The sequence below is a fragment of the Pseudomonas sp. F220 genome (genome assembly GCF_057813935.1).
Window position 1 is genome coordinate 20,958 of sequence record NZ_JBVASJ010000041.1, and the last position, 24,369, is coordinate 45,326.

A 24,369-nucleotide genomic window follows, 5' to 3' on the forward strand; every position below is an offset into this window, starting at 1 on the left:
AGAATCGACTCCCTGAGTAGCGGCACAATAATGGCACCTTGCCAAAACTGTTTCCGCTATCAGAGAAGACCTTCCATGGGTGCCTGGCTTAGCAACATCTCGCTCAAATACAAATTCTGGGCCGTCAACGCGGTCGCGTTCATTACGACCCTGCTGTTGGTGCTGTACGCCGTACAACTCGAACAGCAAGCTCGCAGCCAGGCTTCGCAAGCCTCGGCCCAGGCCCAGGCACACTTGCTCAATGCCTGGCCAGTCGGGCAAGCCTTACCCACGGCAGACCACCTGTTGAGCTTCGGTCTGGGCCAAACGCCATCCCTGAGCGGACAGCCAATACCCGAACTGAACAACGCCAGCGGCTGGGTCGAGCTCAACGCAATGCCGCTGTTCGGTGACAATCCGCTGATGGGCGCCGACGTGGTGTCCCGCGCGGACGGCCAACAGGTGGCCGTACTTGCCTATGGCCCGAGCCTGAGCCAGGTGTTCGGCGAGCGTTTACCCAACTACGCGGTGGCGGTGTTCATCCTGATGCTAGCGATGCTCGGCGCCTCGCAGCTGTTGATCCGCTTTTTGCTCAGCCAGCTCAACACCTTGAAAGACGTGATGCTGCACGTAGAAAAGACCGGCGACTTATCGGCCCGCGTGCCGTTGGCCTGCAAGGATGAAGTTGGGCAGATGGCCAGCGCCTTCAATGCCATGCAGGCCGGCTACCAACGGGTGGTTAACACCGTGGCGCACACCGCCAAACAATTGGATGTCGGTGCCGCGCGGCTGGCCTCTAGCATGAACGACGTGCGCCACGGCATGCTTGGCCAGCAAAGCGAGACCGATCAGGCCGCAACTGCGATCAACGAGATGTCGGCCACGGTTTATCACATTGCACAGCACGCCGGAGCGACCCGCGACTTGTCGCAGACCGCCGACACCCTGGCCGGCAGCGGGCAAGAAGTCGTCAGCCGCGTGCAAAAATCGATTGCAGGGCTTTCCAGCGGCGTGCAGCAAACCGCCGAGATGATTCAGCGCTTGGCCGAAGACAGCCAGAAGATCAATAGCGTGGTCGGCGTGATTCACAGCATCGCCGAGCAAACCAATCTGCTGGCACTTAACGCCGCGATCGAGGCTGCTCGAGCCGGTGAAATGGGCCGTGGCTTTGCGGTAGTCGCCGATGAAGTCCGCAACCTGGCCAAGCGAGTGCAGGCCTCCACCGACGAGATCACTCTCATGGTCTCCGCCCTGCAAGCCGGGACCCGGGATGCCGTGGATTTCATGCAGGAAAGCTCGTTCAAGGCTGACGATTGCGTACAGCAGGCCCAGGAAGCGGGCGCAGCACTTGCAGACATCACCAGCGCTGTGGCGCAGATGCGCGAAAGCAATACACAAATCGCTGTGGCGGCCGAACAACAAAGTCAGGTCGCCGAAGAAATGAATCGTGCGGTGGTGAGCATTCGCGACGTGACCGAGAACACCGTGCAGCAGACCATCGACTCAGCCACCACCAGTCATGAATTGGCGACGTTGGCCGGTGAGTTGAGCAAGGCGATCGGTCAGCTCAAGCTGTAAGGACACCTCGCGGGCAAGGGCTAGGCGCCCCCCTGCTCCTACAGTTGATCGCGGTGCCCTTGTAGGAGCAGCGTTCGCTTAACTGACTGCGATGGTAATAGAGCAGTCAACATCAATCTCAAGATGCCTATTGCGCCGATAGCCAGCCTTGATTCGCCGAAGGCGTCTGCCCGGCCTATTCTTTATCCATAGGTTTCACACGGATCGAGGATTACCAACATGGGCAAACGTCACCCCAATCTCCCCGCCTGGCAATGGCGTGCATACCCCGAAAATCATCGCAATCCGACCAATCTGGTGTTGCACCTGATTGCCGTGCCGCTATTTATTCTGGCGTTTCTGCTGATCGTTTCGGGTGTGTTCGGGATGAATTTTCTGAGCGTTGCCATCGGCGTCGTTGGCTTGCTCGCCGCATTAGGCCTGCAACGCCACGGCCACAGTCTGGAGGCGCAAGCCTCCGAGCCATTCAGTGACCGCAAAGATGCAGTGCAACGCTTGATGGTCGAACAGTTCCTGACCTTTCCCCGGTTTGTCTTGAGCGGTGGCTGGTGGCGGGCCTGGCGTGAGCGCCACCGGCATTGATCGGATTTAACCGAAGACTGTCACCGTCTGCCGACTCATGGCGATCAGCTGTCCTTCAGGACTCCACAACGCTGCCGCCGCGTGACCATAGCCGTCGCGGGCATGCTCGATCACGACCTGATATTTGCACCAGTCCAGCGTGCTCAACGCCAGCAAAGGCTGAACAAATTCGACAGTCCAGGTCAGGGTGCTACCCGCCGCCGGTTTGCTCAAGTGCGGCAACAGGGCCGGTGGCCAGGCATCCACCAGCGCCAGAATATGCGCCTCGGTCAGTGGTTCTTCCTTAACATCCCCGCGCAAACGCACCCAACCGCCCATCTTCCGCGACGTGTTGCCGGTGAATGGCAAACCGCCAACACCCCAGCGCATCGCCAAGTGGCGCATGAACTCCGGGGTCACACCCTTGATATAAGGCAGTTCCTGACAGTCATCCCAGTGTTTCATTTCGGGTGCCGGTTCGGCCGCCACGTCGATTTCCGAAGGGCGAGAGGCGCCAAAGCTGCCCTGGACCAACGTAACCACTTGCCCGTTCTGCATAGCCCGGCCCAACACCTGGCTGACAGCCTTGCCTTCGCGCAGTACATCCACTTCAAAGCTGATGGCTACATCGGGTTCGGCCGGGCCGACAAAGGTGATCGCTAACGAACGTACCGGGCGATCTGCCGGAACTTTTGCGCGCATGGCCTCGTACTGCAAAGCGACCATCAGCCCGCCAAAACTGGCGCGCCCCTGAGCCCATTCCGTCGGGATAGACAGCTCCAGCGGATGGCTGCGGGCGGCATCGACCAAATCAGAAAAGCGCATGAAAACCTCAAGCCAGGAAAAAGACTCAACGATCTTAACTATCAGACGGGGACTGCACAGCACTTATTCCGGCCAAAAAAGCGGACAGATAAGCCGAACGCTACTGGCAACCCGCACATTTGTAGCAGCTGCCGCAGGCTGCGTTCGGACGAAGCAGTCGTGAACACGGTTATTGCGGTGTAACTGTTAAACCGCGTCGGCAGGTTTACGACTGCTGTGCAGCCGAACGCAGCCTGCGGCAGCTGCTACGAGGAGCGATTCGACGAGCAATCTGCGGTGTGTGCTCAAGACTTGAAGCAAGCCGCGCTCAACTTGTCCAGCACGCGATCTGCGCGTCCTTCGGCCGTGGCCATGGTCACTCGCCAAACCGCCACACAGGGCAGCAAGTCGGCCTCATGCTCGGACTTTGCCAACCATTGCCAACAATCATGCCAGTCACCGAGTGCCTCTTGAGCGGCTTTCAGTCGAGGCATGGCCTTGACCGGCAAACGATCCAGTTCGGGATAAGCTTCGATTGCATAGCGCACGCGTTTGATCAGTAGACGCAAGCGATGGCGGTCGTGGTCGGGATCGTGCAACGCCTTATCCAGAGCGCTCCACTGTTTGGCCAGGCGCTTTTCAATGCGCGGACGTAAACCTTTGAGCAATCCCTGACGTTGGGAAGCTCGCAAAAAGCGCGGAAACGCGTCGACTATCAGAAACAGTTGCGCCAGCTCCGGGCTGGTCGCCACAGCGGGATACGCCTTGGCCATTTGCACCGTGCGGCGCTGAGCCGCTTCGTGCTGCCCATGACTGTGCAAGTAGGCGGCCAGTACTTCCCGGTCGCGCAAGGGTGTGGTCAGGTTGCCGACTCCGGCCGCCGCCGCTTCCAATTGCTCGACTCCGGGCAAACCACGCAAGGGTCGCAGCAGACTGCGCAGACGGCGAACCGTGGTGCGCAGATCGTGCAGCGCTTCATCATCGGTCGTCGCACTCAATCGCGCCTGGCAGGCTCGCAAGCGAACTTCAAGGCTCAACACCTGAGCCACCAAACGATCAACCAAGGCAGACATGGTTTACTCCCGAATCGAACACCCAATGTTGCGACGCAATGAACTCAAGACTATAGCAATGCTGCTGACAAGCATTGCGCTATATCAGCAATCCCTTCGGTCAACGGCCGGCACGAGACTCACGGATGTAGAAACGGGCCTTCTCGGCTTTTTTCGTGCAGCCTTCGTACGCCTCGAACTGCTGCTGGGTCTTGGCCCCGGTCAACAAGGACAGCGCTTTGGAGTAACTGACGGTGCCCGCGAAACCTTCGACCTTGGCCATGTCCAGCTCATGCCAGGCCGCGTCAAGCTCGCTACCGCAACTGTCACGGTACGCCGTTTTCCCTGCACAACCGGCCAGAGCCAACGCAATCAAAGGTAGACAGATCCAGGTTTTCATTAATGACACCTCAATAAAAAACAATCGTGCACGGTATGACGGCCAGCACCGCAAAAAGTGCCTTGCCCACCCTGGAGAATATAGCTGGGGCGAGAATACCTGTCTGCCGTCACTGAATGTTGAAAAAACGACCTTGCCCCTACACCAAAGAACAGCAGCGATTGAAGCAAGACCCTTGATGGGCGCATTGTTGACTCATGTTTGAAGAAGGGGCGAGTCATGAAAAAGCGTGTCGCATTGGTGCTGGGCTCTGGTGGCGCCAGGGGCTATGCCCATATCGGAGTAATCGAAGAAATTGAAAGACGTGGTTACGACATCGCCTGCATCGCCGGTTGTTCCATGGGCGCGGTGGTCGGCGGGATCTATGCCGCAGGCAAACTCAACGACTACCGAGACTGGATTGAAAGCCTGGACTACCTCGACGTGTTGCGTCTGGTAGACGTCAGTTTCCGTCTCGGAGCGATTCGTGGGGAAAAGATCTTCGGGCAAATCCGCAAGATCGTCGGCGAAATCAACATCGAAGACCTGCGCATCCCTTACACGGCGGTCGCCACGGACCTGACCAATCAACAAGAAATCTGGTTCCAGGAAGGTTGCCTGCACCAGGCAATGCGCGCCTCGGCAGCAATCCCCAGCCTGTTCACCCCGGTGATGCAGGGCAACCGGATGCTAGTGGACGGCGGCCTGCTCAACCCGCTGCCGATCGTGCCGGTGGTCTCAAGCCACTGCGACCTGATTATCGCGGTCAACCTCAACTCGACCAACCAAAGGCACTATCAATTGCCGGTGATCCAGCGCCCACCGGCGTTCAAAAGTCGGTTCGACAGCCTGATCAATTCCCTCGGTTCGCATCTGCCGTTTCGCCGTAAACAAGCTGAACAGTTGTTGTTGCTCGAACAGGAGGCCCTGCGAGCAGATGCCGCCGACCTCAATAATCCGTGGATCGAGTCCGCCGAACCTGAAGCTCAGCAACCGGCCGCCGCACCACAAACCCCTGGTGCGCCGAAGTCAGCCACCGGTTCGTTCATCATCGATAACGTCGGCCCGGCATCATTACTGGACTTGATCAACCAGAGTTTCGAAGTGATGCAGACCTCTCTGGCGCAATACAAGATCGCCGGCTACCCACCGGATATCCTGATCAACGTGCCGAAACGGGTATGCCGGTTTTTCGAGTTTTACAAAGCGCCGGAGCTGATCGCCCTGGGCCGGGAAATCGCCCGCGATACGCTGGATCGATATGATAATGAGCAGAATTGAAACCTGTGTGAAGCCTTTAGATCTCTGCTGAATATTCTGCCGTCATCGCGAGCAGGCTCGCTCCCACACTGGATTTTCGTCGTCCACAAGTATGTGATCCGCGCCGAACTATTGTGGGAGCGAGCCTGCTCGCGATAGCAATTTATCAGGCAATACAACCTTAGAGATTGTCGCTACTCATTAGCCGATACCCCACCCCAGCCTCGGTCACGATAAACCTCGGTTGGGTCGGGTCGTCCGCCAGTTTTTGACGTAGGTGGCCGACCACAATTCGCAGGTAATGGCTGTCTTCGGTGTGGGTCGGGCCCCAGATATCCTTGAGCAACTGCTGCTGAGTGATGACTCGTCCCGGGTGCCGTGCCAATTGCGCCAGCACCGCGTATTCCTTGCGGGTCAACGCCACTTCGGCATCGTCCAGCAGCACCCGGCGATACGCCAGGTCCACCGTCAGCGGACCGAAGTTGAGTGCCGCTTCCTGCGCTTCGCCCGTCGGTGCCTGACGCAATAAAGCGCGCACCCGAGCGAGAAACTCCTGAATACCAAAAGGCTTGGTCACGTAGTCATTGGCCCCTCCGTCGAGGGCTTCGACCTTCTGTCCTTCGCTGGCGCGTACCGACAACACCAGCACCGGCACTGTCGACCACTCGCGAAACTCGCGTAGCACCTGCTGGCCGTCCATGTCCGGCAAGCCGAGGTCGAGCACCAGCAGATCGGGTTTGTTCAATGCGGCTTGGGCCAGCCCTTCACTGCCGGTGCCGGCCTCCAGCACTTTATAGCCCTGAGAAGCCAGGCTGATACGCAGGAATTTGCGAATCTGCGGTTCGTCGTCGATGACCAAAATGGTCGCAGTCTGGCTCATGGTTTCTGATCAAGATAAAGAAGTGACGCAAGAGTAGCGCATAGAATGTCAGGCTTCACTTTCAAGTCCGGGCTGCTCCTGCAACGGTAGATGGATCGTGATGCACGTGCCGCGACCTTCGATACCGTCAGCCACACTGATACGCCCACCATGGGCGCCGACCATGCCCTGACAGATCGCCAGGCCGAGTCCCGTGCCCTGCCCTCCCCGATCACCGCGAGCCGCGGTGTAGAACATGTCGAAAATCTTCGCGCGCTCGGCCTCTGGAATACCTGGCCCTTCGTCGCTCACCGAAAAAAACAGCTCACTGTCGGTCGCGCTGGCGCACAACTGCAGACGCCCCTGAGGCGGAGAAAAACGTGCTGCGTTTTCCAGTACATTCACCAGCGCCTGCTCGATCAATGCCGCATGCACGTAGAGCAGCGGTAGCTCGCTCGGCACATCGGTGCTGACTTGCAACGGCGCCAGCACCGCTCGCAGCCGATTCAGCGCACTGCCGACGATATCTGCTGGCGACACCCAGTCCCGCGCCAGCTTCAGCGCGCCATGCCCAAGACGGGTCATGTCCAGAAGGTTCTGAATATAGCGATCCAGACGCTCGGCTTCATCGCGGGTACCTTCGAGTAATTCGCGGCGGTCCTCCAACGGAATCGCTTCGCCCAAGGCCAGCAAGCTGTCGATGCTGCCGCGCATGGAGGTCAGCGGGGTACGCAAGTCGTGGGACACCGACGCCAGCAAGGCGCTGCGCAATTGCTCGGTTTCGCCATGCAGACGTGCTGCCTCCAGATCCTCGGCCAATTGCGCCCGGGCTAAAGCCTGAGCCAATGGCTGGCTCAGAGCAGTCAACAATCGCCGACGCTGACCACTGAGTGGCTGGCCGTCTTTCGTGCACACGCCGAGTAACCCCAGCGGCCCGTCTTCTACCGACAATGGCCACCACCACCAACGCCCGAATGGCAGGGTCCCGGTGCCCATGCCCGCGGGTTGATCGTGTTGCCAGGCCCAGTCGGCGGCAGCGCGCTCGGCTTCAGAAAACTGCAACGGGCCGCCGGTTTCAACCGTCCAGCCACCGGGGGCTTGGCCATCGCGGTTGAGCAGGCACAATTGCAGATCATTCCAGCCGTTCAGATGCTGCGCGCCAGCGCTGACGACCGCTTGGCGATCAGTCGCGGCGGTCAGTTTGCGCGACAGGTCGAGCAATTCACTGGTCTCCTCCTGAGTGTCACGCAATGCCTGCAACTGGCGCCGTTGCCGCGCGGCGAGGTTGCCAGTCAATGCCGCCATCAACAGAAAGAACAGCAGCGTCAGCACATCTTCCTCGCGCTGAATGGCAAAGGAGAAGTTCGGTGGAATGAACAGAAAGTCATAGGTCAGGAACGACAGCGCCGCGCAGGCCAAGGCCGGGCCGAGACTGCTGCGCACCGCCACCAGTAGCACGGCAGCGAGGAACACCAGCGAGATGTTCGGCAGCGGCAACACACTGGCCACTCCCCAGGCCAAAGCGCTGGCCAGTACCGTCGCCAACACCGCCAGGGCATAGTCGAACCAGACCAATGAATGCCGCGCGCGCATGCGCGGTGCTGGCCGGTCTATGTCACTGTCGAGGACGTTGATTTCCAGCCCGCGCGCATCACGCAGCAAGCGTGAGGCCAGCCCGCCGCCGAACAGCCGACGGCGCAAACGCTCTCGAGACTGACCGACCAGCACCAGGCTCGCGCGGCGTTCGGCGGCGTGTTGAATCAAGGTTTTCGCGACCTCGCCAGCACGCAACAACACCACTTCACCGCCCAAGCGTTCGGCCAGTTGCTGGGCATTTTGCAGGCGCAAACGCGACTGCTCGTCACGCACACTGCCGTTATCCACATGCACCAGACTCCAGGGCAAATGCCGGCGCTGAGCGACCCGGCTGGCGTGGCGTACCAAACGCTCGGCCTGCGCGTCGCCATCGACACCCACCAAGAGTCGCCCGCGTACCGCCGGCGCTGCCTGGCCCAACTGCCGATAGCCTTGCGCCAAGTCATCATCAACCTGGGCTGCAGCGGTTTGCATCGCCAATTCACGCAATGCGGTAAGGTTGGTCTGGGTGAAGAACGCGTCGATGGCTGCCCGTGCCTGCTCCGGCACGTAAACCTTGCCGTCGCGCAGACGCTCCAGCAGTTCCCGGGGCGGCAGGTCGATCAGCAGCAGTTCGTAGGCTTCCTGCAACACCCAGTCGGGCAAAGTCTCGCGAACCTGCACACCCGTGATGCCGCGCACCTTATCGTTGAGGCTTTCCAGATGCTGGACGTTGACCGTGGTGAACACGTCAATGCCGGCCGCCAGCAGTTCCTGAATGTCCTGCCAGCGCTTGGTATGGCGACTGCCGGGAGCATTGCTGTGGGCCAGTTCGTCGACCAGTACAAGTTTAGGTTTGGCCTTGAGCAGACCGTCGAGGTCCATCTCTTCGAGCATCACGCCGCGGTATTCGGAACGGATCAACGGCTGCTGCGGCAAACCGCCAAGCAGCGCTTCGGTTTCCGCGCGACCATGAGTTTCCACCACCCCGGCGAGGACTTTCACGCCCTGACGCAGTTGTGTGTGGGCCGCTTGAAGCATGGCGTAAGTCTTGCCGACACCGGGGGCGGCACCGAGGAAGACCTTGAGCCGACCACGACCGTCGCGGGGTAAATCTGCTAACAGCGCGTCGGCGCGGCCGGAGTCACTCATGGGTTATTGCCTTGTAGGTCTTAGTGAAATTTGCATTGCCTGTCCTGCCGTCTTCGCGGGCAAGCCCCTGTAGGAGCGAGCTTGCTCGCGATGGACGTTAACGATAACGCGTGTTTTCTGAATAAACGCGCCGCCCTTGAGTCCATCGCGAGCAAGCTCGCTCCTACAACAGCGCTCTTACAACTTTTCCAGCGCGGTATTCAAGGCAAACACATTCACTACCGGCGGACCAACCAGCGGCTGTTCAATATGCGCCTCCACCAATTGCTGCACGGTCGAAACCGGCAGGTTGCGTGCGGCTGCAACCCGCGCCAGTTGATAGATAATCGCTGACGGTGGCAAGTGCGGATCAAGGCCGCTGCCTGAGGTGGTGAGCAGCGCCAATGGAACCGCCCCCTGCCCCGGCACCAGCAGCTTGTTGGCATCGTCAATCACACGAGTGGCCAACGCCGGGTTGCTGGGCGACAGGTTGCTGGCGCTGCTCGATACCGTGGCGAAGGCACCCGCCGATGGCCGTGGATGGAACCAGCTGTCGCCGGTGAAATCCTGGGCGATCAGTGCCGAGCCGCGGACCTTGCCGTCGGCATCGCGCACCAGGCTGCCATTGGCCTGATCCGGGAACGCCACTTGAGCCACACCGGTCACCACCAGCGGATAGGCCACGCCGGTAATCAGGGTCATCAGAACAAGCAGGCTCAAGGCCGGACGTATCATTGTGGACATCATCAAATCCTCAATTCAGTTTGAACGCCGCGCCCACCGGCGCGGCGTGCAGCAGTTACACCAAATGCAACGCCGTCAGCAGCATGTCGATCGCCTTGATACCCACAAACGGCACCAGAAGCCCGCCCAGGCCGTAAATCAGCAGATTGCGCCGCAGCAAATGCGCCGCGCTCGCCGCCTGCACTCGCACACCGCGCAAGGCCAACGGGATCAGCACCACGATGATCAAGGCGTTGAAGACGATCGCCGAGAGAATCGCGCTTTGCGGGCTGGCCAGGTGCATCACATTGAGCACACCCAGTTGTGGGTAGATCGAGGCGAACAGCGCCGGCAGAATCGCGAAGTACTTGGCCACGTCGTTGGCGATGGAAAAGGTGGTCAACGCGCCACGGGTCACCAGCAACTCTTTGCCGATCTGCACCACGTCCAGCAACTTGGTCGGATCGCTGTCGAGGTCGACCATATTCGCGGCTTCACGCGCAGCCTGAGTCCCATCGTTCATCGCCATACCGACATCTGCCTGGGCCAGCGCCGGAGCGTCGTTAGCACCGTCACCACACATCGCCACCAAGCGACCGTCGTTCTGTTCATGACGAATACGCGCCAGTTTCTTCTCCGGGGTGGCTTCAGCCAACACGTCATCGACACCTGCTTCAGCGGCAATCGCGGCGGCAGTCAGCGGGTTGTCGCCGGTCACCATCACGGTGCGGATGCCCAGCTTGCGCAGTTCGGCGAAACGCTCACGAATGCCGGGTTTGACCACGTCCTTGAGATGGATCGCACCGAGCAATTTGCCCTCGGCGCACACCAGCAATGGCGTGCCGCCGCTCTGGGCAATCTTGTCGATTTCCCGGGACAGGGCCGGCAGCACATCGCGACGTTGCAACCCAACGAAGGTCAGCAGCGAATCCACTGCCCCCTTGCGGTAAGTCCGACCTTGGTAGTCGACACCGGACAAACGAGTCTCGGCGCTAAATGGCACTGCGGTCAGCACATCGGTGGCTGGTTCAGCCTGTGGATAAAGTCCGCGCAGGTATTCGACGATGGATTTACCTTCCGCCGTGTCGTCAGCCAACGATGCGAGCAACGCGCCTTCGGCCAGCTCTTTGGCGCTGACACCTGGTGCGGGGTAAATCGCGGTACAACGCCGGTTGCCAAAAGTGATGGTGCCGGTCTTGTCCAGCAACAGCACGTGCACATCACCCGCCGCTTCCACGGCGCGACCGGATTTGGCGATCACATTGAGGCGCACCAGACGGTCCATGCCGGCGATACCGATGGCTGAGAGCAGGCCGCCGATTGTGGTCGGAATCAGGGTTACCAATAACGCCACCAGAAACACCAGCGGCAAGCTGCCGTTAGCGAAGTGAGCAAACGGCTGCAGGGTCACGACCACGAGCAGGAAGATCAGGGTCAGGCCGATCAGCAGGATATCCAGCGCCACTTCGTTTGGGGTTTTCTGCCGCTTGGCGCCTTCCACCAGAGCGATCATGCGATCGAGTGTCGACTCACCAGGGTTAACGGTGATTCGCACCAGCAGCCAATCGGACACCAGCCGGGTATTGCCGGTGACGGCCGAGCGGTCGCCGCCGGACTCGCGGATCACCGGTGCGGACTCGCCGGTAATCGCCGCCTCGTTGACCGCCGCGATGCCTTCGATCACTTCGCCGTCACCCGGGATCATTTCCCCTGCTTCGACGCGGACGATATCGCCTTTGCGCAGGCTGGTGGCGGGCACCACCTGAAAGGTCGCATCAGCCGTCTTGCGTCGTGCGCTCAAGCCTTCGCTACCGGCTTTCAGGCTATCGGCGCGGGCCTTGCCACGGCCTTCGGCCAAGGCTTCAGCGAAGTTGGCGAACAACACGGTAAACCACAGCCACAGGGCGATTTGCGCCGCGACGTAAGTCGGTACCGCGGTATCCGGCACGAAGCACAGCACCGTGGTGAGGATCGCCGTCAGTTCGACGACCAGCATCACTGGCGCGCGCTGCAATTGCCGAGGGTCGAGCTTGACGAAGGCTTGCACTAACGCCGGACGCCACAGGGCCGAGATTGCGGTTTTCGCTTGCTCAGGCGCTTTAACGGCAGCGGCTTTATTTGAGGCAACTTTTTTTGCTACAGGAACAGGCATGTTCATCATCAAGTCCTCAGAAGCCTAAGCTCAAATGTTCAGCGATAGGCCCCAACGCCAGGGTCGGCAGGAAGGTCAGGCCGCCCACCAGCAAAATGGTCACGGTCAACAAGGTCACGAACAGCGGGCCATGGGTCGGGAAGCTGTTCTGGCCGATTGGCGCGGTTTTCTTCATCGCCAGGCTGCCGGCCAACGCCAGTACCGGGAGGATGTAACCGAAACGACCGATCAACATGCCAAGACCGAGCATCAGGTTATGGAACGGGGTGTTGGCACCGAGGCCGGCGAACGCCGAACCGTTGTTGGCGCTGGCGGAGGTATAGGCATAGAGCAACTGGCTAAAACCGTGGGGGCCAGGGTTGCTGATGGCCGACGCCGGGCCAGGCAAACTTGCAGCGATCGCGCCCAGCACCAAGACGCCAACCGGCATCACCAACAAGGTCACCACCAGCAACTGGACTTCCTTGGCCTGGAGCTTCTTGCCGAGGTATTCCGGGGTACGGCCGATCATCAAACCGGCGAGGAACACCGCAATCAACACGTTGAGCAACATGCCGTAGAGCCCGGCACCGACACCGCCGAAGATCACTTCGCCGACCATCATGTTGACCAGTGCGACCATGCCGCTCAGCGGGTTGAGGCTGTCATGCATGCCGTTGACCGAGCCGTTGGACGCCGCCGTGGTGGTCACCGACCAGAGCACAGTGGCGGTGGTGCCGAAGCGCGATTCCTTGCCTTCCAGCGGCGCAGTTTGTTCGACCGCTACGTTGTTCAGGGTTGGGTTCGGCTGGTACTCGGCCCACATCGAAGTAGCGCCGCCGATCAGGAACAGTGCCAGCATGCAGGCGATGATCGCCCGGCTCTGGCGCAGGTCTTTGACGTAATGGCCAAAGGTGAACACCAGCGCTACGGGGATCAGAATGATCGAGGAAACTTCGAACAGATTGCTCCAGGCTGTCGGATTCTCGAACGGATGGGCCGAGTTGACGCCGAAGAAGCCACCGCCGTTGGTGCCCAGTTGCTTGATCGCAATCTGGCTGGCGGCCGGACCTAGCGGGATCACTTGATCCACGCCTTGCATCGTCAGCGCATTCACGTAATGGGCGAAGGTTTGCGGCACACCCTGCCAGACCAGAAACAGCGCCAGCAACAAGCACAACGGCAGCAAGCCGTAGAGGGTGGCGCGGGTCATGTCGACCCAGAAGTTACCCAGGGTTTGCGCCGAACGGCGACCGATGCCACGGCACAGGGCAACTAACACAGCGAGACCGGTAGCGGCGCTGACGAAGTTCTGCACCGTCAGGCCGACCATCTGGCTGAGGTAGCTCAGCGTGGCTTCGCCACTGTAGGACTGCCAGTTGGTGTTGGTCATGAAACTGACGGCGGTGTTAAACGCCTGCGTCCACTCTTGGCCCGGCAGATTCTGCGGGTTGAGCGGCAAGTAGTCCTGAAACAACAGAATGGCGAACAACAGCAAAAAGCCCGCAAGGTTGAAGGCGAGCAAGGCCAGCGTGTATTTCTGCCAACTCTGTTCGGTTTGCGGATCGACCCCGGCCACCCGATAACAGCCGCGCTCCACGGGTCCGAGGATCGGCGTCAGCCAAGTGCGCTGGCCTTCCATCACCTTGTAGTAGAACCGTCCCAGAAATGGCGCCGGTATCAGCACCAGGGCGAAGAAGGCGAGGATCAGCCAATAGTCATAACTGTGCATAGCCGCTCCTAGTTCCGATCGGCGCGCAACAGCGCAACCAGTAGATAAATGAACAGCCCCACTGCCAACAGCAGTGACACTCCGTCCAGAACGCTCATGGAATTTCTCCGTCGTACGGCGATTGCCGCGTGTAGAGCCATTGTCTGCAGGGAGGCTGTAAAGGAACGAGATCGAGGGGTGCGGCGCGGCATAAAGAATGTGTAAAGAGTAGGACTATGTGGGGATTACAGGCCTGTTTTCAGCGGTGACCGGGCGGGCCCCATTGCGAGCAAACTGCTCCTACAGTGGATTTGCGGTACACACAATTGGGTGAGTGACACAGGCCTAATGTAGGAGCGAGCTTGCTCGCGATGGCGTCAGAACATCCAACCACGCCCTCATGTGGCGCACAAAACGGTGACATTCAGCGGCGAAAATCCCCGATACGACGCCTTTCTGCCCTTTACGACGTGTTTTAGTGAAATGGCATGCCCGCTGCACACCGACTCCCCGAACACTTCCAAACCGTTCAGGGAGCAATGCATGAACACACAACTCAAGCCCACCTTGGGCACGCTGCACCTATGGGGCATTGCGGTCGGGCTGGTGATTTCCGGTGAGTACTTCGGCTGGAGTTACGGTTGGGGCGTGGCCGGGACGCTGGGCTTTTTGGTGACTTCGTTGATGGTCGCGACGATGTACACCTGCTTCATCTTCATCTTCATCTTCATCTTCAGCTTCACCGAACTGACTACCGCCATCCCCCACGCGGGCGGTCCGTTCGCCTACAGCCGTCGAGCGTTCGGTGAAAAAGGCGGGCTGATCGCCGGACTGCTGGTCTTCATGGGAGTGGTGGCGAGTTTCCACGGGATCATCCTCGGCTACTCGCGGCAATTCTTTGCCCTCGCCCGCGCTGGTTATCTGCCTGCGTCTTTGGCCAAACTGTCACGTTTCCAGACGCCACACCGGGCGATCATCGCCGGTGGTCTGCCTGGTGGTGATGGCCTGGTTCAACACCTTGATCAGGCTGATTTTCCTCGGCTTTATGGCAGTCGGTTTTGTGTACTTCCTGATGACCGCACAACTGCGCGCCGATGCACCGGCCGATGCGATGTTGACCGGGCTATAAACACTGAGAAGCGCTATCCAGACAGATCAGGCCTACAATGGAACCACTGATAAACGCTGTTACTCAAAGTGGTAGTTGCATGACCATTGCGCGAAACCCTTCGCACAGTAGCTGCCCTGAAGGAGAGCCCTATGCCTTGGTATGCCTGGATGATTATGGTTGTTGCAATCGGCTCGATCGTCGGCGGTTTGATGATGCTGCGCGACACCGCAAACAAAGTTGAACTGACCGACGAGCAACGTAAACGCGTGGCTGAACGCAACGCGGAAGCGGACACCAAGGATGCTCAGGATCGTTAATTAAAACCCCGCCATTGAGAACCAATGGCGGGGTTTTTCTTATCTATCGCCATGCACAGAACCTGTGGGAGCGAGTTTGCGGCGATCCGACGATAGCGGCCTGACAGCCGACCTATCTTTTGCGGATGTACACAGACCAAATGTGGGAGTGGGCTTGCCCGCGATGGCGGCCTGACAGCCGCCCTATCTCTTGCTGGTGTACATATCCGTTTCTGCGGTAACGGCCACTTAGGGTTCCGCTCTTACAGCGTGTCACTTTTTCAGACGCCGGAATGCCGGCCCAGCAAAAAGTAACCAAAAGTCTTTGCCCCGAGCGTACGGCCCCTCGCTGGGGCTCGGTGTTCCCTTGCTTCGGTATCCATCAGGGGGCATCGCCTACAGTCCGCTTCGCGACGACCTCCTCTCGATATGTCCGGCTTCGCCGAACGGCGCTGCGCCCCCCCCTGATGGACACCTGTACTCGGCCTTCCGAACGGGCAGGTGGATCAAAAGCCGAATCAAAAACAAAGCATTTGTATCACCCACAAGAAAGTCGACTACCTCTCGGGAATCTCCTTTGATCACGGCGCCGGATACAGTAAAACCATGTTGACGGAGAGGCTCAAGGCGCGATGGCGATCTCAAGGACACCATCGCTGGCAGCCATGCTCCTACAGATGCTCTCTGCACCACTGCTAACGATTCTCCAGAGAACACTTATCGGCCTGCGCATAATGGAGGTCATGGTAAATGTCTTAATGACCAGCAGCTCTTGCCAAAGCCCAGCAGGGCTGGCACTGTAAATACAAATGTCATTACAGGTTGTCAATCATGGCGTCCATCAACATCCGTATCGACGATGATCTCAAAACCCGTGCCTACCGCGAGCTAGATCGCCTTGGCGTTACACCATCTGAGCTAATGCGCCAAGCCTTGCAGTATGTTGCTGAGCGCGGCGAGCTTCCTTTTCGTCCCGTCCTGATGACAACGGACGATGAAGCCCTCATCGCTACTGTGCGCGAACGCCTAGCTTCGCCACAGCGCGTAAAGGTTTCGCTGGATGACCTATAGTCTCGAATTTGATGATCGTGCGCTGAAGGAATGGCGAAAGCTGGGTGACACGGTCAGGTAGCAGCTGAAAAAGAAACTGTCTGCAGTTTTGCTCAACCCTCGCATTGAAGCGAACCGCCTGCACTCACTGCCTGACTGCTACAAGATCAAACTGCGCAGCAGCGGTTATCGGTTGGTGTATCAGGTCGTCGATCAAGAGGTGGTTGTCTTCGTTGTTGCTGTAGGCAAACGAGAAGACGAAGAGACTTATCGCAAAGCGGTTGAACGCCTGAAGTAAGCGCGACTTCGAATAACGGCGTTTTCCCTGGTCGATGACGCCAACCTGGTCAGCAAAGCGCTACGCATGGCGGCAGACGTTCGAGGTATCCTCTGCGCGACAGCGCGGCGTCGAAGACGGCGCGCAATCTCCCTCGCCACACATATCGCCTGACTTCAAATCCCGGCAAGGGCTCCGGCGCTTCTATTTCTCCCATTCGGCCTTGGCAATGTGCAACCCGTGCATCCCCTTATAGGCCGCACGCTCAGGCTGGCTCCAGCCTTCGAGCAATGAATCCTCGAGCCGATAGATCTCCACCCCCAACGGACGACAAACGCTCAGCGGATCCTGCGCATCCGGCCCCCACATCGCCAGTGATAAATCGCCTCCCGGGCACGTGGACAAAGCACAGAGCAAATCGATTTCGGCAAAAAACTCCAGATAGTCGCCCTTCTGCGCCGGGCAGGCTTTCATGAAATACATGTCGTCATGGTTAAGACCGGTGCACTGGAAGATATTCAGCACATCGTGTACGTCGAACTCGGTCAATCCATGGGGCAATACGGCGCGGGTCAGATTGGAATGGCAGTGATGGTGGAAGTCTTCACCCGTGAGCATTTTGTTCACGTAGGGATCGCAGCGCGTACCCAGCAGATCGTGAAGTCGACCGCCATGTTCATCGATACCGTAACTCGCCAGGCTGTCATCCGTGATGGTCACCAAGGGCCGCAAAAACGGCAGATTCGACCAGAGCCGGTCATGGGTGCTGACATGAGCGCCCTGCAATTGACGAGTGCGGGCCGCCCATAGCCGCTCGCGCGGATCATTGGCGTTCCAGACGTTGAAATCCCCCACTTGCGGCCCGACCGGAGTGGTCACGCGAAAGACATGCCCGGCCGGTACTTTCCACGCGCGGCCAGTGCGGATCGGCACTTCGAACTGCTCGATCAGCGTGCGACCGTCCTTGGCCTCGCGGATCCGCTCATAAAAGGCCTTGTCCACTTGCAGGGCCGAACCTTTGCTGACCTGGTAAGCCGCGGGATAGTCTTTGTACATGGTGAACATCCTCGATCAGTGGGGTATCTACACATCTTTTTTTTCTAACTCTCGTAGCAGCTGACGAGCCTGCGAGGCTGCGTTCGGCTCGGGCCGCGCTTCGGACGAAGCGGTCGTTAAATCAGGCAACGGGGTCTTTCAAGCAAACCACGTACGCAGATTTGCGAGGACTTCGGTCGAGCGCGACCCCGGCTCGAACGCAGCCTCGCAGGCTCGGCAGCTGCTACCGCCGTATTTCATTGTTAGTGGTGGTGGGAATGGCTGAGCATGTCGAGTAACAGCTGCTCGGAGTCGTCGAGATAAAGACTCATCGCCTCCTGAGCAGCAGGTTTTTCACCCTCGGCAAGCAAATCGTGAATCTGTCGATCGCGCTCCAGCCAAGGCGCTTGAAAGTGCTCCTCGTCTGGCGCAGCAGAAAACACCAGACGCATCTGGGCGCCGATGTTGGTGAAGAACTCATCGAACAACGGGCTGCGCATCAGCCCGACGATATGCTGGTGAAAACACAGGCTGTGGGTACCGACTGCCCGCCAGTCCTCACGATCCCGAGCAAGCTCGGTGGCTTCGATGGCCTCGAGCATGCGATCCGACTGGTACTCGCGCAGCGGTTTGCTAGTGGCAATGGCCTGCAACTCAAGCGTGCGCCGGACCTGAAACAGATCGCGCACCTCATCAACCCCGAGGCGCCGCACCACCACGCCTTTATGGCGCACATAGCGGGTCAGCCCCTCTTGTCCCAGTCGATGCAACGCTTCGCGAATGGTGTTGCGTGAAGCGTTGTAGGCCGTCACCAGATCACTTTCGATCAAGGCCATGCCCGGTAACAAACGACCACCAATGATGTCGGTCCGCATCTCCAACGTAATGTGGTCGGCCAGGGAAAGTCCGCTGTTCATGGTCATCGCCTTATGATTGTTCAACAATCGTCGGCTAAGGAATAACCACTATTCGTGCCAATTTTCCGAATGACTGATACTTACGCCTGCCAACGCTTGAACAACACGCTGGCATTGACCCCGCCAAAGCCGAAGCCATTGGACAACGCATACTCGATCGGCAGCGACCGCGCCTGGCCATGGACAATGTCCAGCCCTTTTGCCGCTTCATCCGGGTTCTCGAAGTTCAGGGTAGCCGGAGCGATTTGATCGCGGATCGCCAGAATCGTGAAGATCGCCTCAATTCCACCAGCAGCACCCAAAAGATGCCCGGTGGCAGACTTGGTCGATGTCACAGCGATTTCTTCGTGGGTACCGAATAACGACTTGATAGCGGCGATCTCGCCCAGATCACCTACTGGGGTAGATGTCGCATGAGCGTTCAAGTGCTGCACCTGCGCCGCGCTGATGCCGGCTTGCGCCAATGCCAGCGCCATGGAACGCCGCGCACCGCTGCCATCCTCGGGACCGGCAGTCAGGTGATAGGCATCGGCACTGGTGCCATAACCCACCAGTTCCGCCAGGGGTTGAGCGCCTCGGGCCTGCGCATGTTCCAGCGATTCAATCACCAGAATGCCCGCGCCCTCCCCCATGACAAAGCCATCGCGCCCACTGTCGAACGGTCGCGAAGCGCGCTCGGGGGTGTCGTTGTAGCCACTCGACAAGGCTCTGGCTGCCGCAAACCCGGCAAGACTGACGCGATCAATGACTGCTTCCGCGCCGCCACACACCGCAATATCGGCTTCGCCGCAACGAATCAATCGCGCGGCATCACCAATAGCTTGTACCCCCGCGGCACAGGCGGTTACCGGCGCACCCAGCGGGCCTTTGAAACCGTGCTGGATCGACACATGACCCGCCGCAAGGTTGACCAAAAAAGACGGAATCGTGAACGGCGACAAACGCCGCGGACCACGGCTGTCAGTCGTTCTCACCGCATCGGCAATCGCGCCAAAACCACCGACACCCGAACCAATGATCGTTGCCGTTCGCTCCTGCGCATGAGCATCAGCCGCCACCCAACCTGCCTGCTCCAGCGCTTGCTGGGCAGCCGCCATGGCAAACAGGATGAAACGGTCCATCTTCTTTTGCTCTTTGGGCGGCGTCGCCCGATCCGGATCAAAACCTGCTTCAGCATCCTCTGCCAGAGTTGGAACCACACCGCCAACCTTGGCAGCCAAATCAGCAACTACCTCTTCCGGCAACCGCCGTAGCCCCGAACGACCGGCCAACAAACGCTCCCAGACTCGTTCAACACCGCAACCCAGCGGAGAAACCAGGCCCATGCCCGTCACGACAACTCGACGACCGTTCATACGCTAAACACCTCAAACCGCTTCATTGACCAAGGGCCCTCACTTGTAACGAACTGCCGCACTGCTCTTCGACAAGTTCGGCCCCAACCCATGGCGCACCGCAACAAACGCGTCCCAATCCGCCGCATCAGGCAACGAAGGAACGGTGACCAATTCACCCTGATCGAAACCGGCCAATGCCGCGTCGACCATTTCCCCTGCATCCATCACCATCTCTTGCGGGATAGCACTGGCATCGATCCCTGAGCGCTCCCAAATTTCCGTGCGAGTCACGCCCGGCAACACGGCTTGTACTTGCACGCCCGACCCACTCAACTCGGCGTTCAAGGACTGGGTCAAACTCAATACGTAAGCTTTGGTCGCGCTGTAGGTCGCATTGAAACGCTCCGGAATCAACGCCACCACCGACGCCAGATTAATAATCGAACCGCGTCCGGCAGCCGAAAAGCTCTGCGCAGCAGCAGAAGCCAAACGCGTGACCGCCACCACATTGAGCTGAATCATCCGCTCCATCTGATCCATGTCAGCACTGGCCAATGAGCCATCGGCAGCGATACCGGCATTATTCAGTAAAAGGCTGATGCTTGAATCGCTGCGCAAGCGCTGTTCGACGCTCAGCAGGTTGGCCTTGAGCGTGAGATCCGCTTTTAACACTTCAACCTGCACACCGTGCTCGGCTCGCAATCTGCTCGCGGCAGCCTCCAGCCGTTGTTCATCGCGAGCAACCAACAACAAGTCATAACCACGCGCCGCCAACCGCTCAGCGTAAATCGCACCGATACCGGACGATGCACCAGTGATGAGGGCTGTACCTTTGGATTGGACCGGGTTCATAGCTGCACTCCTGGGAGAAGCTTTGAGGAAATATTGAGCACCTGGATTCAGGACGCCTCAAGAGGGAACGTTTTTATTATAGACATAATCCAAACTAAATATGATAGTCGTAATTTTTTTATTCTGACAAAAGGCGCACTACAAAAAAGGCCGGTCAATGACCGCAATGCTGTTCACTTAAGCGGAGCGGCATTGCGCTCAATGGCGGGATCTATGGCTTAGGGAGGGGAGCTAGAGGGGGCGGGTTGACTGGGCGCCACCATGCAACTAAAGTTAGTTGCAAATCAGGAGACTCAATGTCAAAGCACGAGAAGCTGCTCGCCAAACTGCTCAATAAGCAGGCTGGATTCGCTTGGCAGGAATTGGTAGCGCTGCTCAGCAGCATGGGGTACCGCCAGTTGCAGGGCGATGGTAGTCGGGTGAAATTCGACAACGGCAATCCACAAGCGATGATCAACCTTCACAAGCCGCACCCCGGCAATGAACTGAAGGCCTACGTCAAACGCCAGGTAATCGAACACCTCAAAGCAGGAGGATTGATCTGATGAACACAATGCTGCAACACCGGGGCTACTATGGCTCCATCGAGGCCAGTCCCGAGGACAACTGCCTATTTGGCAAACTTCAGTTCGTTCGCGCCCTGGTCAGTTATGAAGGGGATACGGTTGCCGAGTTGAGCCAAGCGTTCCGCGAAGCTGTTGATGATTACCTGAGTACCTGCAGTTCGCTTGGGCAGGAGGCAGAGATTCCATGCAAGGGATCGTTCAACGTCAGGGTAGGGCATGATCTGCATTTAGCCGCCAGCGTGGCTGCTACACAGCAGAGCATTTCCCTGAATGATCTGACCCGCAAGGCGCTGAGTGAGTATCTGGAACACCACGCCTGATCGGCCATACGAAAGCCAGAAACGAAAAGCCCGGCGCGGGGCCGCAATGCCACATTAAGCTGAATCATCCGCTCCATCTGATCCATATCGGCACTGGCCAATGAGCCATCGGCAGCGACACCGGCATTGTTCAATAACAGGCTGATGCTTGAATCGCTGCGCAAGCGCTGTTCGACATTCAGCAAATCGGCCTTGAGCGTGAGATCCGCTTTTAACACTTCAACCTGCACACCGTGCTCGACTCGCAATCTGCTCGCGGCAGCCTCCAGCCGTTGTTCATCGCGAGCAACCAACAACAAGTCATAACCACGCGCCGCCAACCGCTCAGCGTAAATCGCACCGATACCGGACGATGCGCCAGTAATGAGGGCTGTACCTTTGGATTGGACCGGGTTCATAGCTGCACTCCCGGGAGAAGCTTTGAGGGGAGATTGAGTACCTTGGCTGTCAAGGCACCTCAGGGGGACGCGTTTTTATTATAGGCATAATCTAAACCAAATATGATAGCCGAAATTTTTTGATTCTGACAAAAGGCGGAATAGCTCCACCTTACTAAATTGCTCATACATCAGAGGGCAAAAAGGCCGGTCAATGACCGCAATGCTGTTCACTTAAGCCGTAGGCCGCAAGCTTCTGATTTTCGGATCTGCTGCGAAGCCAAGGAAAACGCCGCTTTCTCAATTTAGAGGCAAGCGGCGTTTTTCCTTAAGTGAACAGCATTGCAGTCTAGGGCTGGGCTTTTTGCGTCCGGGGGTTTGACTCAGCCATGTGCAACCGTGGCGTGCAGTTCGACACCCATTGCCCGCATTACTTTGACTACGGTATCGAATCGAGGTTTGGCACCTGGTGCAAACGCTTTATATAGGCTGGCACGGCCCAGTCCAGAGTCTTTAGCGATCTGTGCCATGCCACGAGCTTTCGCTACATAGCCAACTGCGCGGATCAGCTCGTCGGTGTCTCCGTCGCTTAGAACCTGAGACAGGTACTCGCTGACGGCTTCATCAGTATCGAGTAGCGCCGCCATGTCGAACGGAATAAGGGTGTTAGGCATATCAAACCTCCTTAGCCATCGTCTTTGCCTGCCGGATATCGGCAGCCTGTGTAGATTTATCACCACCGACCAGTAAGACGATGATCACGCCGCCTCGCATGGTGAAATAAAGGCGGTATCCGGCTCCAACATCCACGCGCATTTCAGATACGCCGCCGCCTACTGTCTTTACATCGCCGAGGTTGCCCGTCGAGGCTCGATCAATGCGTCGAGCGATGGCAACCTTGGCGCGCAGGTCGCGCACTGCTGAGTGCCATTGAGCGAAGGCTTTCGTCTGCTGGATGATGTAAGCCATACACAAAGTGTATCCGAATGGAGACATAATGCAATCGTATAGTATTACTATACCGTGCTAATTCTGGTCGCCAAGACGCAATAAAGCCCCCCCTACGGTCTTCACTAAGGCGAAAGGAGTTGAGCGGCAACCTTGGCGCGCTGTTCATAAAAAATGCCCCAGACCGTCGAGGCCCAGGGCAGTGAAGATGTCTAAACCCGATATCCAGTGGATCGCGACGCTGCGACGCTTAAGTGAACAGCATCGCGATCAATGACCGGCCTCAAGCACTAACGTATGGGTTTCAATTGACCTCAAGCTTGTCGCGGTTCTTGTCCAGAATCGCCTTGCCAATCCCCTTCACCTCCAGCAACTCATCCACCGACGCAAAAGGCCCATTGCTCTCACGGTAAGCAACAATCGCCTGCGCCTTGGCCTCACCAATCCCGGAGAGCTCGCGCTGCAAGGTAGCCGCATCGGCCCCATTAAGATTGGTCTTGGAGGTTTGCCCGGCAGGCGCTACTTGCGCAGCGACAGGCGCAGAGGCCTCTGGTTTGGCAGGTGCCGCGCTAACGGCAATAGACGCACTGGTCAGCAGAGCAAAAACCAGAGAGGAGAAGTAGGCTGTACGCATAGGTGACGCTCCATGACATCGATAAGGGAGAAGCAGCTTTTCCGAAGCTGCCTCTCAAACTTAGGCGATGATACAAGTTTGTCAAAAACCAGAACGTTACAGCACATGTAATAATCAGCGGACAACGGGAGCGATCGACAGCTGACTCGCATAGCGGTTACAAACGCTTGAGAACTAGCTTTTCTCTTGCACTAAAATGACCTTTACCTTCGACTTACCGGCATTGAATCTAAACGCAAGCATCACCAACGGCACCTAAGCCAGAACCAGTCCCGTCAAGCCGTCGACAATTTACAGCGCAAAGGACAATGGCGATACCGCCGCTTCGCGGTGTCGGTAACGAGTGAGAACTGCGTTCGCTGGTTGCGCATCGCTGCATTGCGCCGCAAGGCACCTGTGAGCATCAGAGATGCGCTGAACACAGCCAGCAACGATAGCCAGAAAGTCATCGAATAAAACATCCATAATTAATTACTGTTGTTATACGGTTGCGGCAGCAGAGCTGCTCGCAACTTTTGTCCTGACTGACATGTATCAAGGCCGCTCGACCGACAATCATCAAGGCCCCCCGACCCCGGCGTACCTTCAGGACAGTCCATTTAGGCCTTCGCCGATGATCATCGTCCTCAACCTCGACGACCCATGCCAGCGCTGGCGCATGCACAACACAGTTAGCTTTCGTCCGACTTTTCCAAGTCTGCCGAATGTCCAAGGTAGCATGCGGCTTCGCGTTGGCAGCATGGGCCGACGGTGGCGACGTGTGTACCAATAGCGGGTCGACTAGTGTCCTGTCTCTTAAATAAGTTTCTAGCCTGAGCTATGCTTCTGTGGTCAGTCAGTACTTGGAGTGATCACATGAACTCTCAGGACATCGTGCTCAGTGAAGACGAACAAATTGAACTGAGT

General features: G+C 58.3%; 24 protein-coding genes and 2 pseudogenes. 9 read left to right on the top strand and 17 right to left on the bottom strand.

Features of this window, described 5'->3' with window-relative positions:
- Window positions 1-75: 75 nt before the first annotated feature.
- Both ACZYSM_RS25035 and ACZYSM_RS25040 read left to right on the top strand, forming a co-directional pair.
- The gene (locus ACZYSM_RS25035; protein ID WP_489075671.1) at window positions 76-1,557 is read left to right on the top strand and encodes a methyl-accepting chemotaxis protein; all 1,482 of its coding nucleotides are present in this window, start codon (window positions 76-78) and stop codon (window positions 1,555-1,557) included.
- Between the two features lie 219 nt (window positions 1,558-1,776).
- Window positions 1,777-2,139, top strand: a complete 363-nt coding sequence (locus ACZYSM_RS25040; protein WP_489075673.1) for an Mpo1-like protein — start codon at window positions 1,777-1,779, stop codon at window positions 2,137-2,139.
- Between the two features lie 6 nt (window positions 2,140-2,145).
- Here ACZYSM_RS25040 and ACZYSM_RS25045 read toward each other — a convergent pair whose 3' ends face one another.
- The 3 genes from ACZYSM_RS25045 to ACZYSM_RS25055 all read right to left on the bottom strand — a co-directional run bounded on the left by ACZYSM_RS25045 (window position 2,146) and on the right by ACZYSM_RS25055 (window position 4,374).
- Window positions 2,146-2,943, bottom strand: a complete 798-nt coding sequence (locus ACZYSM_RS25045) for an acyl-CoA thioesterase (RefSeq protein ID WP_489075675.1) — start codon at window positions 2,941-2,943, stop codon at window positions 2,146-2,148.
- A 284-nt stretch (window positions 2,944-3,227) separates the two neighbouring features.
- The gene (locus ACZYSM_RS25050) at window positions 3,228-3,995 is read right to left on the bottom strand and encodes a CHAD domain-containing protein (RefSeq protein WP_489075677.1); all 768 of its coding nucleotides are present in this window, start codon (window positions 3,993-3,995) and stop codon (window positions 3,228-3,230) included.
- 100 nt (window positions 3,996-4,095) lie between these two features.
- Entirely contained in the window at window positions 4,096-4,374 is a 279-nt protein-coding gene (locus ACZYSM_RS25055) for a hypothetical protein (protein WP_489075679.1), read from the bottom strand.
- A gap of 219 nt (window positions 4,375-4,593) precedes the next feature.
- Between ACZYSM_RS25055 and ACZYSM_RS25060 the strand changes: the two genes are divergently transcribed.
- Window positions 4,594-5,634 (top strand): patatin-like phospholipase family protein, encoded by a 1,041-nt coding sequence (locus ACZYSM_RS25060; RefSeq protein WP_489075681.1) that lies wholly within the window; start codon window positions 4,594-4,596, stop codon window positions 5,632-5,634.
- A gap of 160 nt (window positions 5,635-5,794) precedes the next feature.
- On the opposite strand, the gene ACZYSM_RS25065 is transcribed toward ACZYSM_RS25060, so the two are convergent.
- The 6 genes from ACZYSM_RS25065 to kdpF all read right to left on the bottom strand — a co-directional run bounded on the left by ACZYSM_RS25065 (window position 5,795) and on the right by kdpF (window position 13,862).
- Window positions 5,795-6,493 carry a response regulator gene (locus ACZYSM_RS25065; protein ID WP_489075682.1) on the bottom strand — a complete coding sequence of 233 codons (699 nt, stop codon included), beginning with the start codon at window positions 6,491-6,493 and terminating at the stop codon, window positions 5,795-5,797.
- A gap of 48 nt (window positions 6,494-6,541) precedes the next feature.
- The gene (locus ACZYSM_RS25070) at window positions 6,542-9,199 is read right to left on the bottom strand and encodes a DUF4118 domain-containing protein (RefSeq protein ID WP_489075684.1); all 2,658 of its coding nucleotides are present in this window, start codon (window positions 9,197-9,199) and stop codon (window positions 6,542-6,544) included.
- 177 nt (window positions 9,200-9,376) lie between these two features.
- Entirely contained in the window at window positions 9,377-9,922 is a 546-nt protein-coding gene (kdpC, locus tag ACZYSM_RS25075; protein WP_489075686.1) for a potassium-transporting ATPase subunit KdpC, read from the bottom strand.
- A gap of 55 nt (window positions 9,923-9,977) precedes the next feature.
- Window positions 9,978-12,059: a potassium-transporting ATPase subunit KdpB gene (gene kdpB / locus ACZYSM_RS25080; protein WP_489075688.1), complete on the bottom strand. Its 2,082-nt coding sequence runs from the start codon at window positions 12,057-12,059 to the stop codon at window positions 9,978-9,980.
- 10 nt (window positions 12,060-12,069) lie between these two features.
- Complete coding sequence (gene kdpA, locus ACZYSM_RS25085; protein ID WP_489075690.1) at window positions 12,070-13,764, bottom strand: potassium-transporting ATPase subunit KdpA; 1,695 nt, start codon at window positions 13,762-13,764, stop codon at window positions 12,070-12,072.
- An 8-nt stretch (window positions 13,765-13,772) separates the two neighbouring features.
- Window positions 13,773-13,862 carry a K(+)-transporting ATPase subunit F gene (gene kdpF / locus ACZYSM_RS25090; protein WP_007899818.1) on the bottom strand — a complete coding sequence of 30 codons (90 nt, stop codon included), beginning with the start codon at window positions 13,860-13,862 and terminating at the stop codon, window positions 13,773-13,775.
- A 424-nt stretch (window positions 13,863-14,286) separates the two neighbouring features.
- On the opposite strand from kdpF, the pseudogene ACZYSM_RS25095 reads away from it, so the two are divergent.
- From ACZYSM_RS25095 to ACZYSM_RS25110, 4 genes and pseudogenes are all read left to right on the top strand, one after another.
- A pseudogene (locus ACZYSM_RS25095) lies at window positions 14,287-14,872 on the top strand (hypothetical protein).
- 131 nt (window positions 14,873-15,003) lie between these two features.
- On the top strand, window positions 15,004-15,171 hold the full coding sequence (locus ACZYSM_RS25100) for a DUF2897 family protein (protein ID WP_489075692.1): 168 nt from the start codon (window positions 15,004-15,006) through the stop codon (window positions 15,169-15,171).
- 810 nt (window positions 15,172-15,981) lie between these two features.
- Window positions 15,982-16,221 carry a type II toxin-antitoxin system RelB/DinJ family antitoxin gene (locus ACZYSM_RS25105; RefSeq protein ID WP_489075694.1) on the top strand — a complete coding sequence of 80 codons (240 nt, stop codon included), beginning with the start codon at window positions 15,982-15,984 and terminating at the stop codon, window positions 16,219-16,221.
- Between the two features lie 64 nt (window positions 16,222-16,285).
- The gene (locus tag ACZYSM_RS25110) at window positions 16,286-16,498 is read left to right on the top strand and encodes a type II toxin-antitoxin system mRNA interferase toxin, RelE/StbE family (RefSeq protein ID WP_489075712.1); all 213 of its coding nucleotides are present in this window, start codon (window positions 16,286-16,288) and stop codon (window positions 16,496-16,498) included.
- 183 nt (window positions 16,499-16,681) lie between these two features.
- Here the strand turns inward: ACZYSM_RS25110 and ACZYSM_RS25115 are convergent, their stop codons facing one another.
- The 4 genes from ACZYSM_RS25115 to ACZYSM_RS25130 form a co-directional block, all read right to left on the bottom strand.
- The gene (locus ACZYSM_RS25115) at window positions 16,682-17,533 is read right to left on the bottom strand and encodes an urea carboxylase-associated family protein (RefSeq protein ID WP_489075696.1); all 852 of its coding nucleotides are present in this window, start codon (window positions 17,531-17,533) and stop codon (window positions 16,682-16,684) included.
- 242 nt (window positions 17,534-17,775) lie between these two features.
- Complete coding sequence (locus tag ACZYSM_RS25120) at window positions 17,776-18,429, bottom strand: GntR family transcriptional regulator (protein ID WP_489075697.1); 654 nt, start codon at window positions 18,427-18,429, stop codon at window positions 17,776-17,778.
- A gap of 80 nt (window positions 18,430-18,509) precedes the next feature.
- A complete protein-coding gene (gene fabF, locus ACZYSM_RS25125; RefSeq protein WP_489075699.1) occupies window positions 18,510-19,784 on the bottom strand; it encodes a beta-ketoacyl-ACP synthase II in 1,275 nt (424 codons plus the stop codon).
- A 39-nt stretch (window positions 19,785-19,823) separates the two neighbouring features.
- Window positions 19,824-20,618, bottom strand: coding sequence for an SDR family NAD(P)-dependent oxidoreductase (locus tag ACZYSM_RS25130; protein WP_489075701.1), 795 nt, complete (start codon window positions 20,616-20,618; stop codon window positions 19,824-19,826).
- Window positions 20,619-20,914: 296 nt separating this feature from the next.
- Here ACZYSM_RS25130 and ACZYSM_RS25135 point away from each other — a divergent pair, with 296 nt between their 5' ends.
- Together ACZYSM_RS25135 and ACZYSM_RS25140 are read left to right on the top strand one after the other, a co-directional pair.
- Window positions 20,915-21,163: a type II toxin-antitoxin system HicA family toxin gene (locus ACZYSM_RS25135; RefSeq protein WP_489075703.1), complete on the top strand. Its 249-nt coding sequence runs from the start codon at window positions 20,915-20,917 to the stop codon at window positions 21,161-21,163.
- Window positions 21,163-21,504 carry a type II toxin-antitoxin system HicB family antitoxin gene (locus tag ACZYSM_RS25140; RefSeq protein ID WP_489075705.1) on the top strand — a complete coding sequence of 114 codons (342 nt, stop codon included), beginning with the start codon at window positions 21,163-21,165 and terminating at the stop codon, window positions 21,502-21,504. The genes ACZYSM_RS25135 and ACZYSM_RS25140 overlap by 1 nt, the downstream gene beginning before the upstream one ends.
- Window positions 21,505-21,554: 50 nt before the next feature.
- Here the strand turns inward: ACZYSM_RS25140 and ACZYSM_RS25145 are convergent.
- From ACZYSM_RS25145 to ACZYSM_RS25160, 4 genes and pseudogenes are all read right to left on the bottom strand, one after another.
- Window positions 21,555-21,902: pseudogene (locus tag ACZYSM_RS25145) on the bottom strand (SDR family NAD(P)-dependent oxidoreductase); the annotation flags it as partial.
- Window positions 21,903-22,264: 362 nt separating this feature from the next.
- Window positions 22,265-22,555, bottom strand: coding sequence for an addiction module antidote protein (locus ACZYSM_RS25150; protein WP_489075707.1), 291 nt, complete (start codon window positions 22,553-22,555; stop codon window positions 22,265-22,267).
- A 1-nt stretch (window position 22,556) separates the two neighbouring features.
- Complete coding sequence (locus ACZYSM_RS25155) at window positions 22,557-22,850, bottom strand: type II toxin-antitoxin system RelE/ParE family toxin (protein WP_489075708.1); 294 nt, start codon at window positions 22,848-22,850, stop codon at window positions 22,557-22,559.
- A 283-nt stretch (window positions 22,851-23,133) separates the two neighbouring features.
- Complete coding sequence (locus ACZYSM_RS25160) at window positions 23,134-23,463, bottom strand: ComEA family DNA-binding protein (RefSeq protein ID WP_489075710.1); 330 nt, start codon at window positions 23,461-23,463, stop codon at window positions 23,134-23,136.
- Window positions 23,464-24,369: the final 906 nt, after the last annotated feature.

Coding starts and splice junctions, on each gene's coding strand:
- ACZYSM_RS25160 (WP_489075710.1), bottom strand. CDS start 23,463: ATGCGTACAGCCTACTTCTCCTCTCTGGTTTTTGCTCTGCTGACCAGT.
- ACZYSM_RS25045 (WP_489075675.1), bottom strand. CDS start 2,943: ATGCGCTTTTCTGATTTGGTCGATGCCGCCCGCAGCCATCCGCTGGAG.
- ACZYSM_RS25065 (WP_489075682.1), bottom strand. CDS start 6,493: ATGAGCCAGACTGCGACCATTTTGGTCATCGACGACGAACCGCAGATT.
- fabF (WP_489075699.1), bottom strand. CDS start 19,784: ATGAACGGTCGTCGAGTTGTCGTGACGGGCATGGGCCTGGTTTCTCCG.
- ACZYSM_RS25120 (WP_489075697.1), bottom strand. CDS start 18,429: ATGAACAGCGGACTTTCCCTGGCCGACCACATTACGTTGGAGATGCGG.
- ACZYSM_RS25150 (WP_489075707.1), bottom strand. CDS start 22,555: ATGCCTAACACCCTTATTCCGTTCGACATGGCGGCGCTACTCGATACT.
- ACZYSM_RS25060 (WP_489075681.1), top strand. CDS start 4,594: ATGAAAAAGCGTGTCGCATTGGTGCTGGGCTCTGGTGGCGCCAGGGGC.
- kdpA (WP_489075690.1), bottom strand. CDS start 13,764: ATGCACAGTTATGACTATTGGCTGATCCTCGCCTTCTTCGCCCTGGTG.
- ACZYSM_RS25130 (WP_489075701.1), bottom strand. CDS start 20,618: ATGAACCCGGTCCAATCCAAAGGTACAGCCCTCATCACTGGTGCATCG.
- ACZYSM_RS25115 (WP_489075696.1), bottom strand. CDS start 17,533: ATGTACAAAGACTATCCCGCGGCTTACCAGGTCAGCAAAGGTTCGGCC.
- ACZYSM_RS25050 (WP_489075677.1), bottom strand. CDS start 3,995: ATGTCTGCCTTGGTTGATCGTTTGGTGGCTCAGGTGTTGAGCCTTGAA.
- kdpF (WP_007899818.1), bottom strand. CDS start 13,862: ATGAGCGTTCTGGACGGAGTGTCACTGCTGTTGGCAGTGGGGCTGTTC.
- ACZYSM_RS25105 (WP_489075694.1), top strand. CDS start 15,982: ATGGCGTCCATCAACATCCGTATCGACGATGATCTCAAAACCCGTGCC.
- ACZYSM_RS25140 (WP_489075705.1), top strand. CDS start 21,163: ATGAACACAATGCTGCAACACCGGGGCTACTATGGCTCCATCGAGGCC.
- ACZYSM_RS25155 (WP_489075708.1), bottom strand. CDS start 22,850: ATGGCTTACATCATCCAGCAGACGAAAGCCTTCGCTCAATGGCACTCA.
- ACZYSM_RS25135 (WP_489075703.1), top strand. CDS start 20,915: ATGTCAAAGCACGAGAAGCTGCTCGCCAAACTGCTCAATAAGCAGGCT.
- kdpC (WP_489075686.1), bottom strand. CDS start 9,922: ATGTCCACAATGATACGTCCGGCCTTGAGCCTGCTTGTTCTGATGACC.
- ACZYSM_RS25100 (WP_489075692.1), top strand. CDS start 15,004: ATGCCTTGGTATGCCTGGATGATTATGGTTGTTGCAATCGGCTCGATC.
- ACZYSM_RS25055 (WP_489075679.1), bottom strand. CDS start 4,374: ATGAAAACCTGGATCTGTCTACCTTTGATTGCGTTGGCTCTGGCCGGT.
- ACZYSM_RS25070 (WP_489075684.1), bottom strand. CDS start 9,199: ATGAGTGACTCCGGCCGCGCCGACGCGCTGTTAGCAGATTTACCCCGC.
- kdpB (WP_489075688.1), bottom strand. CDS start 12,059: ATGAACATGCCTGTTCCTGTAGCAAAAAAAGTTGCCTCAAATAAAGCC.
- ACZYSM_RS25040 (WP_489075673.1), top strand. CDS start 1,777: ATGGGCAAACGTCACCCCAATCTCCCCGCCTGGCAATGGCGTGCATAC.
- ACZYSM_RS25035 (WP_489075671.1), top strand. CDS start 76: ATGGGTGCCTGGCTTAGCAACATCTCGCTCAAATACAAATTCTGGGCC.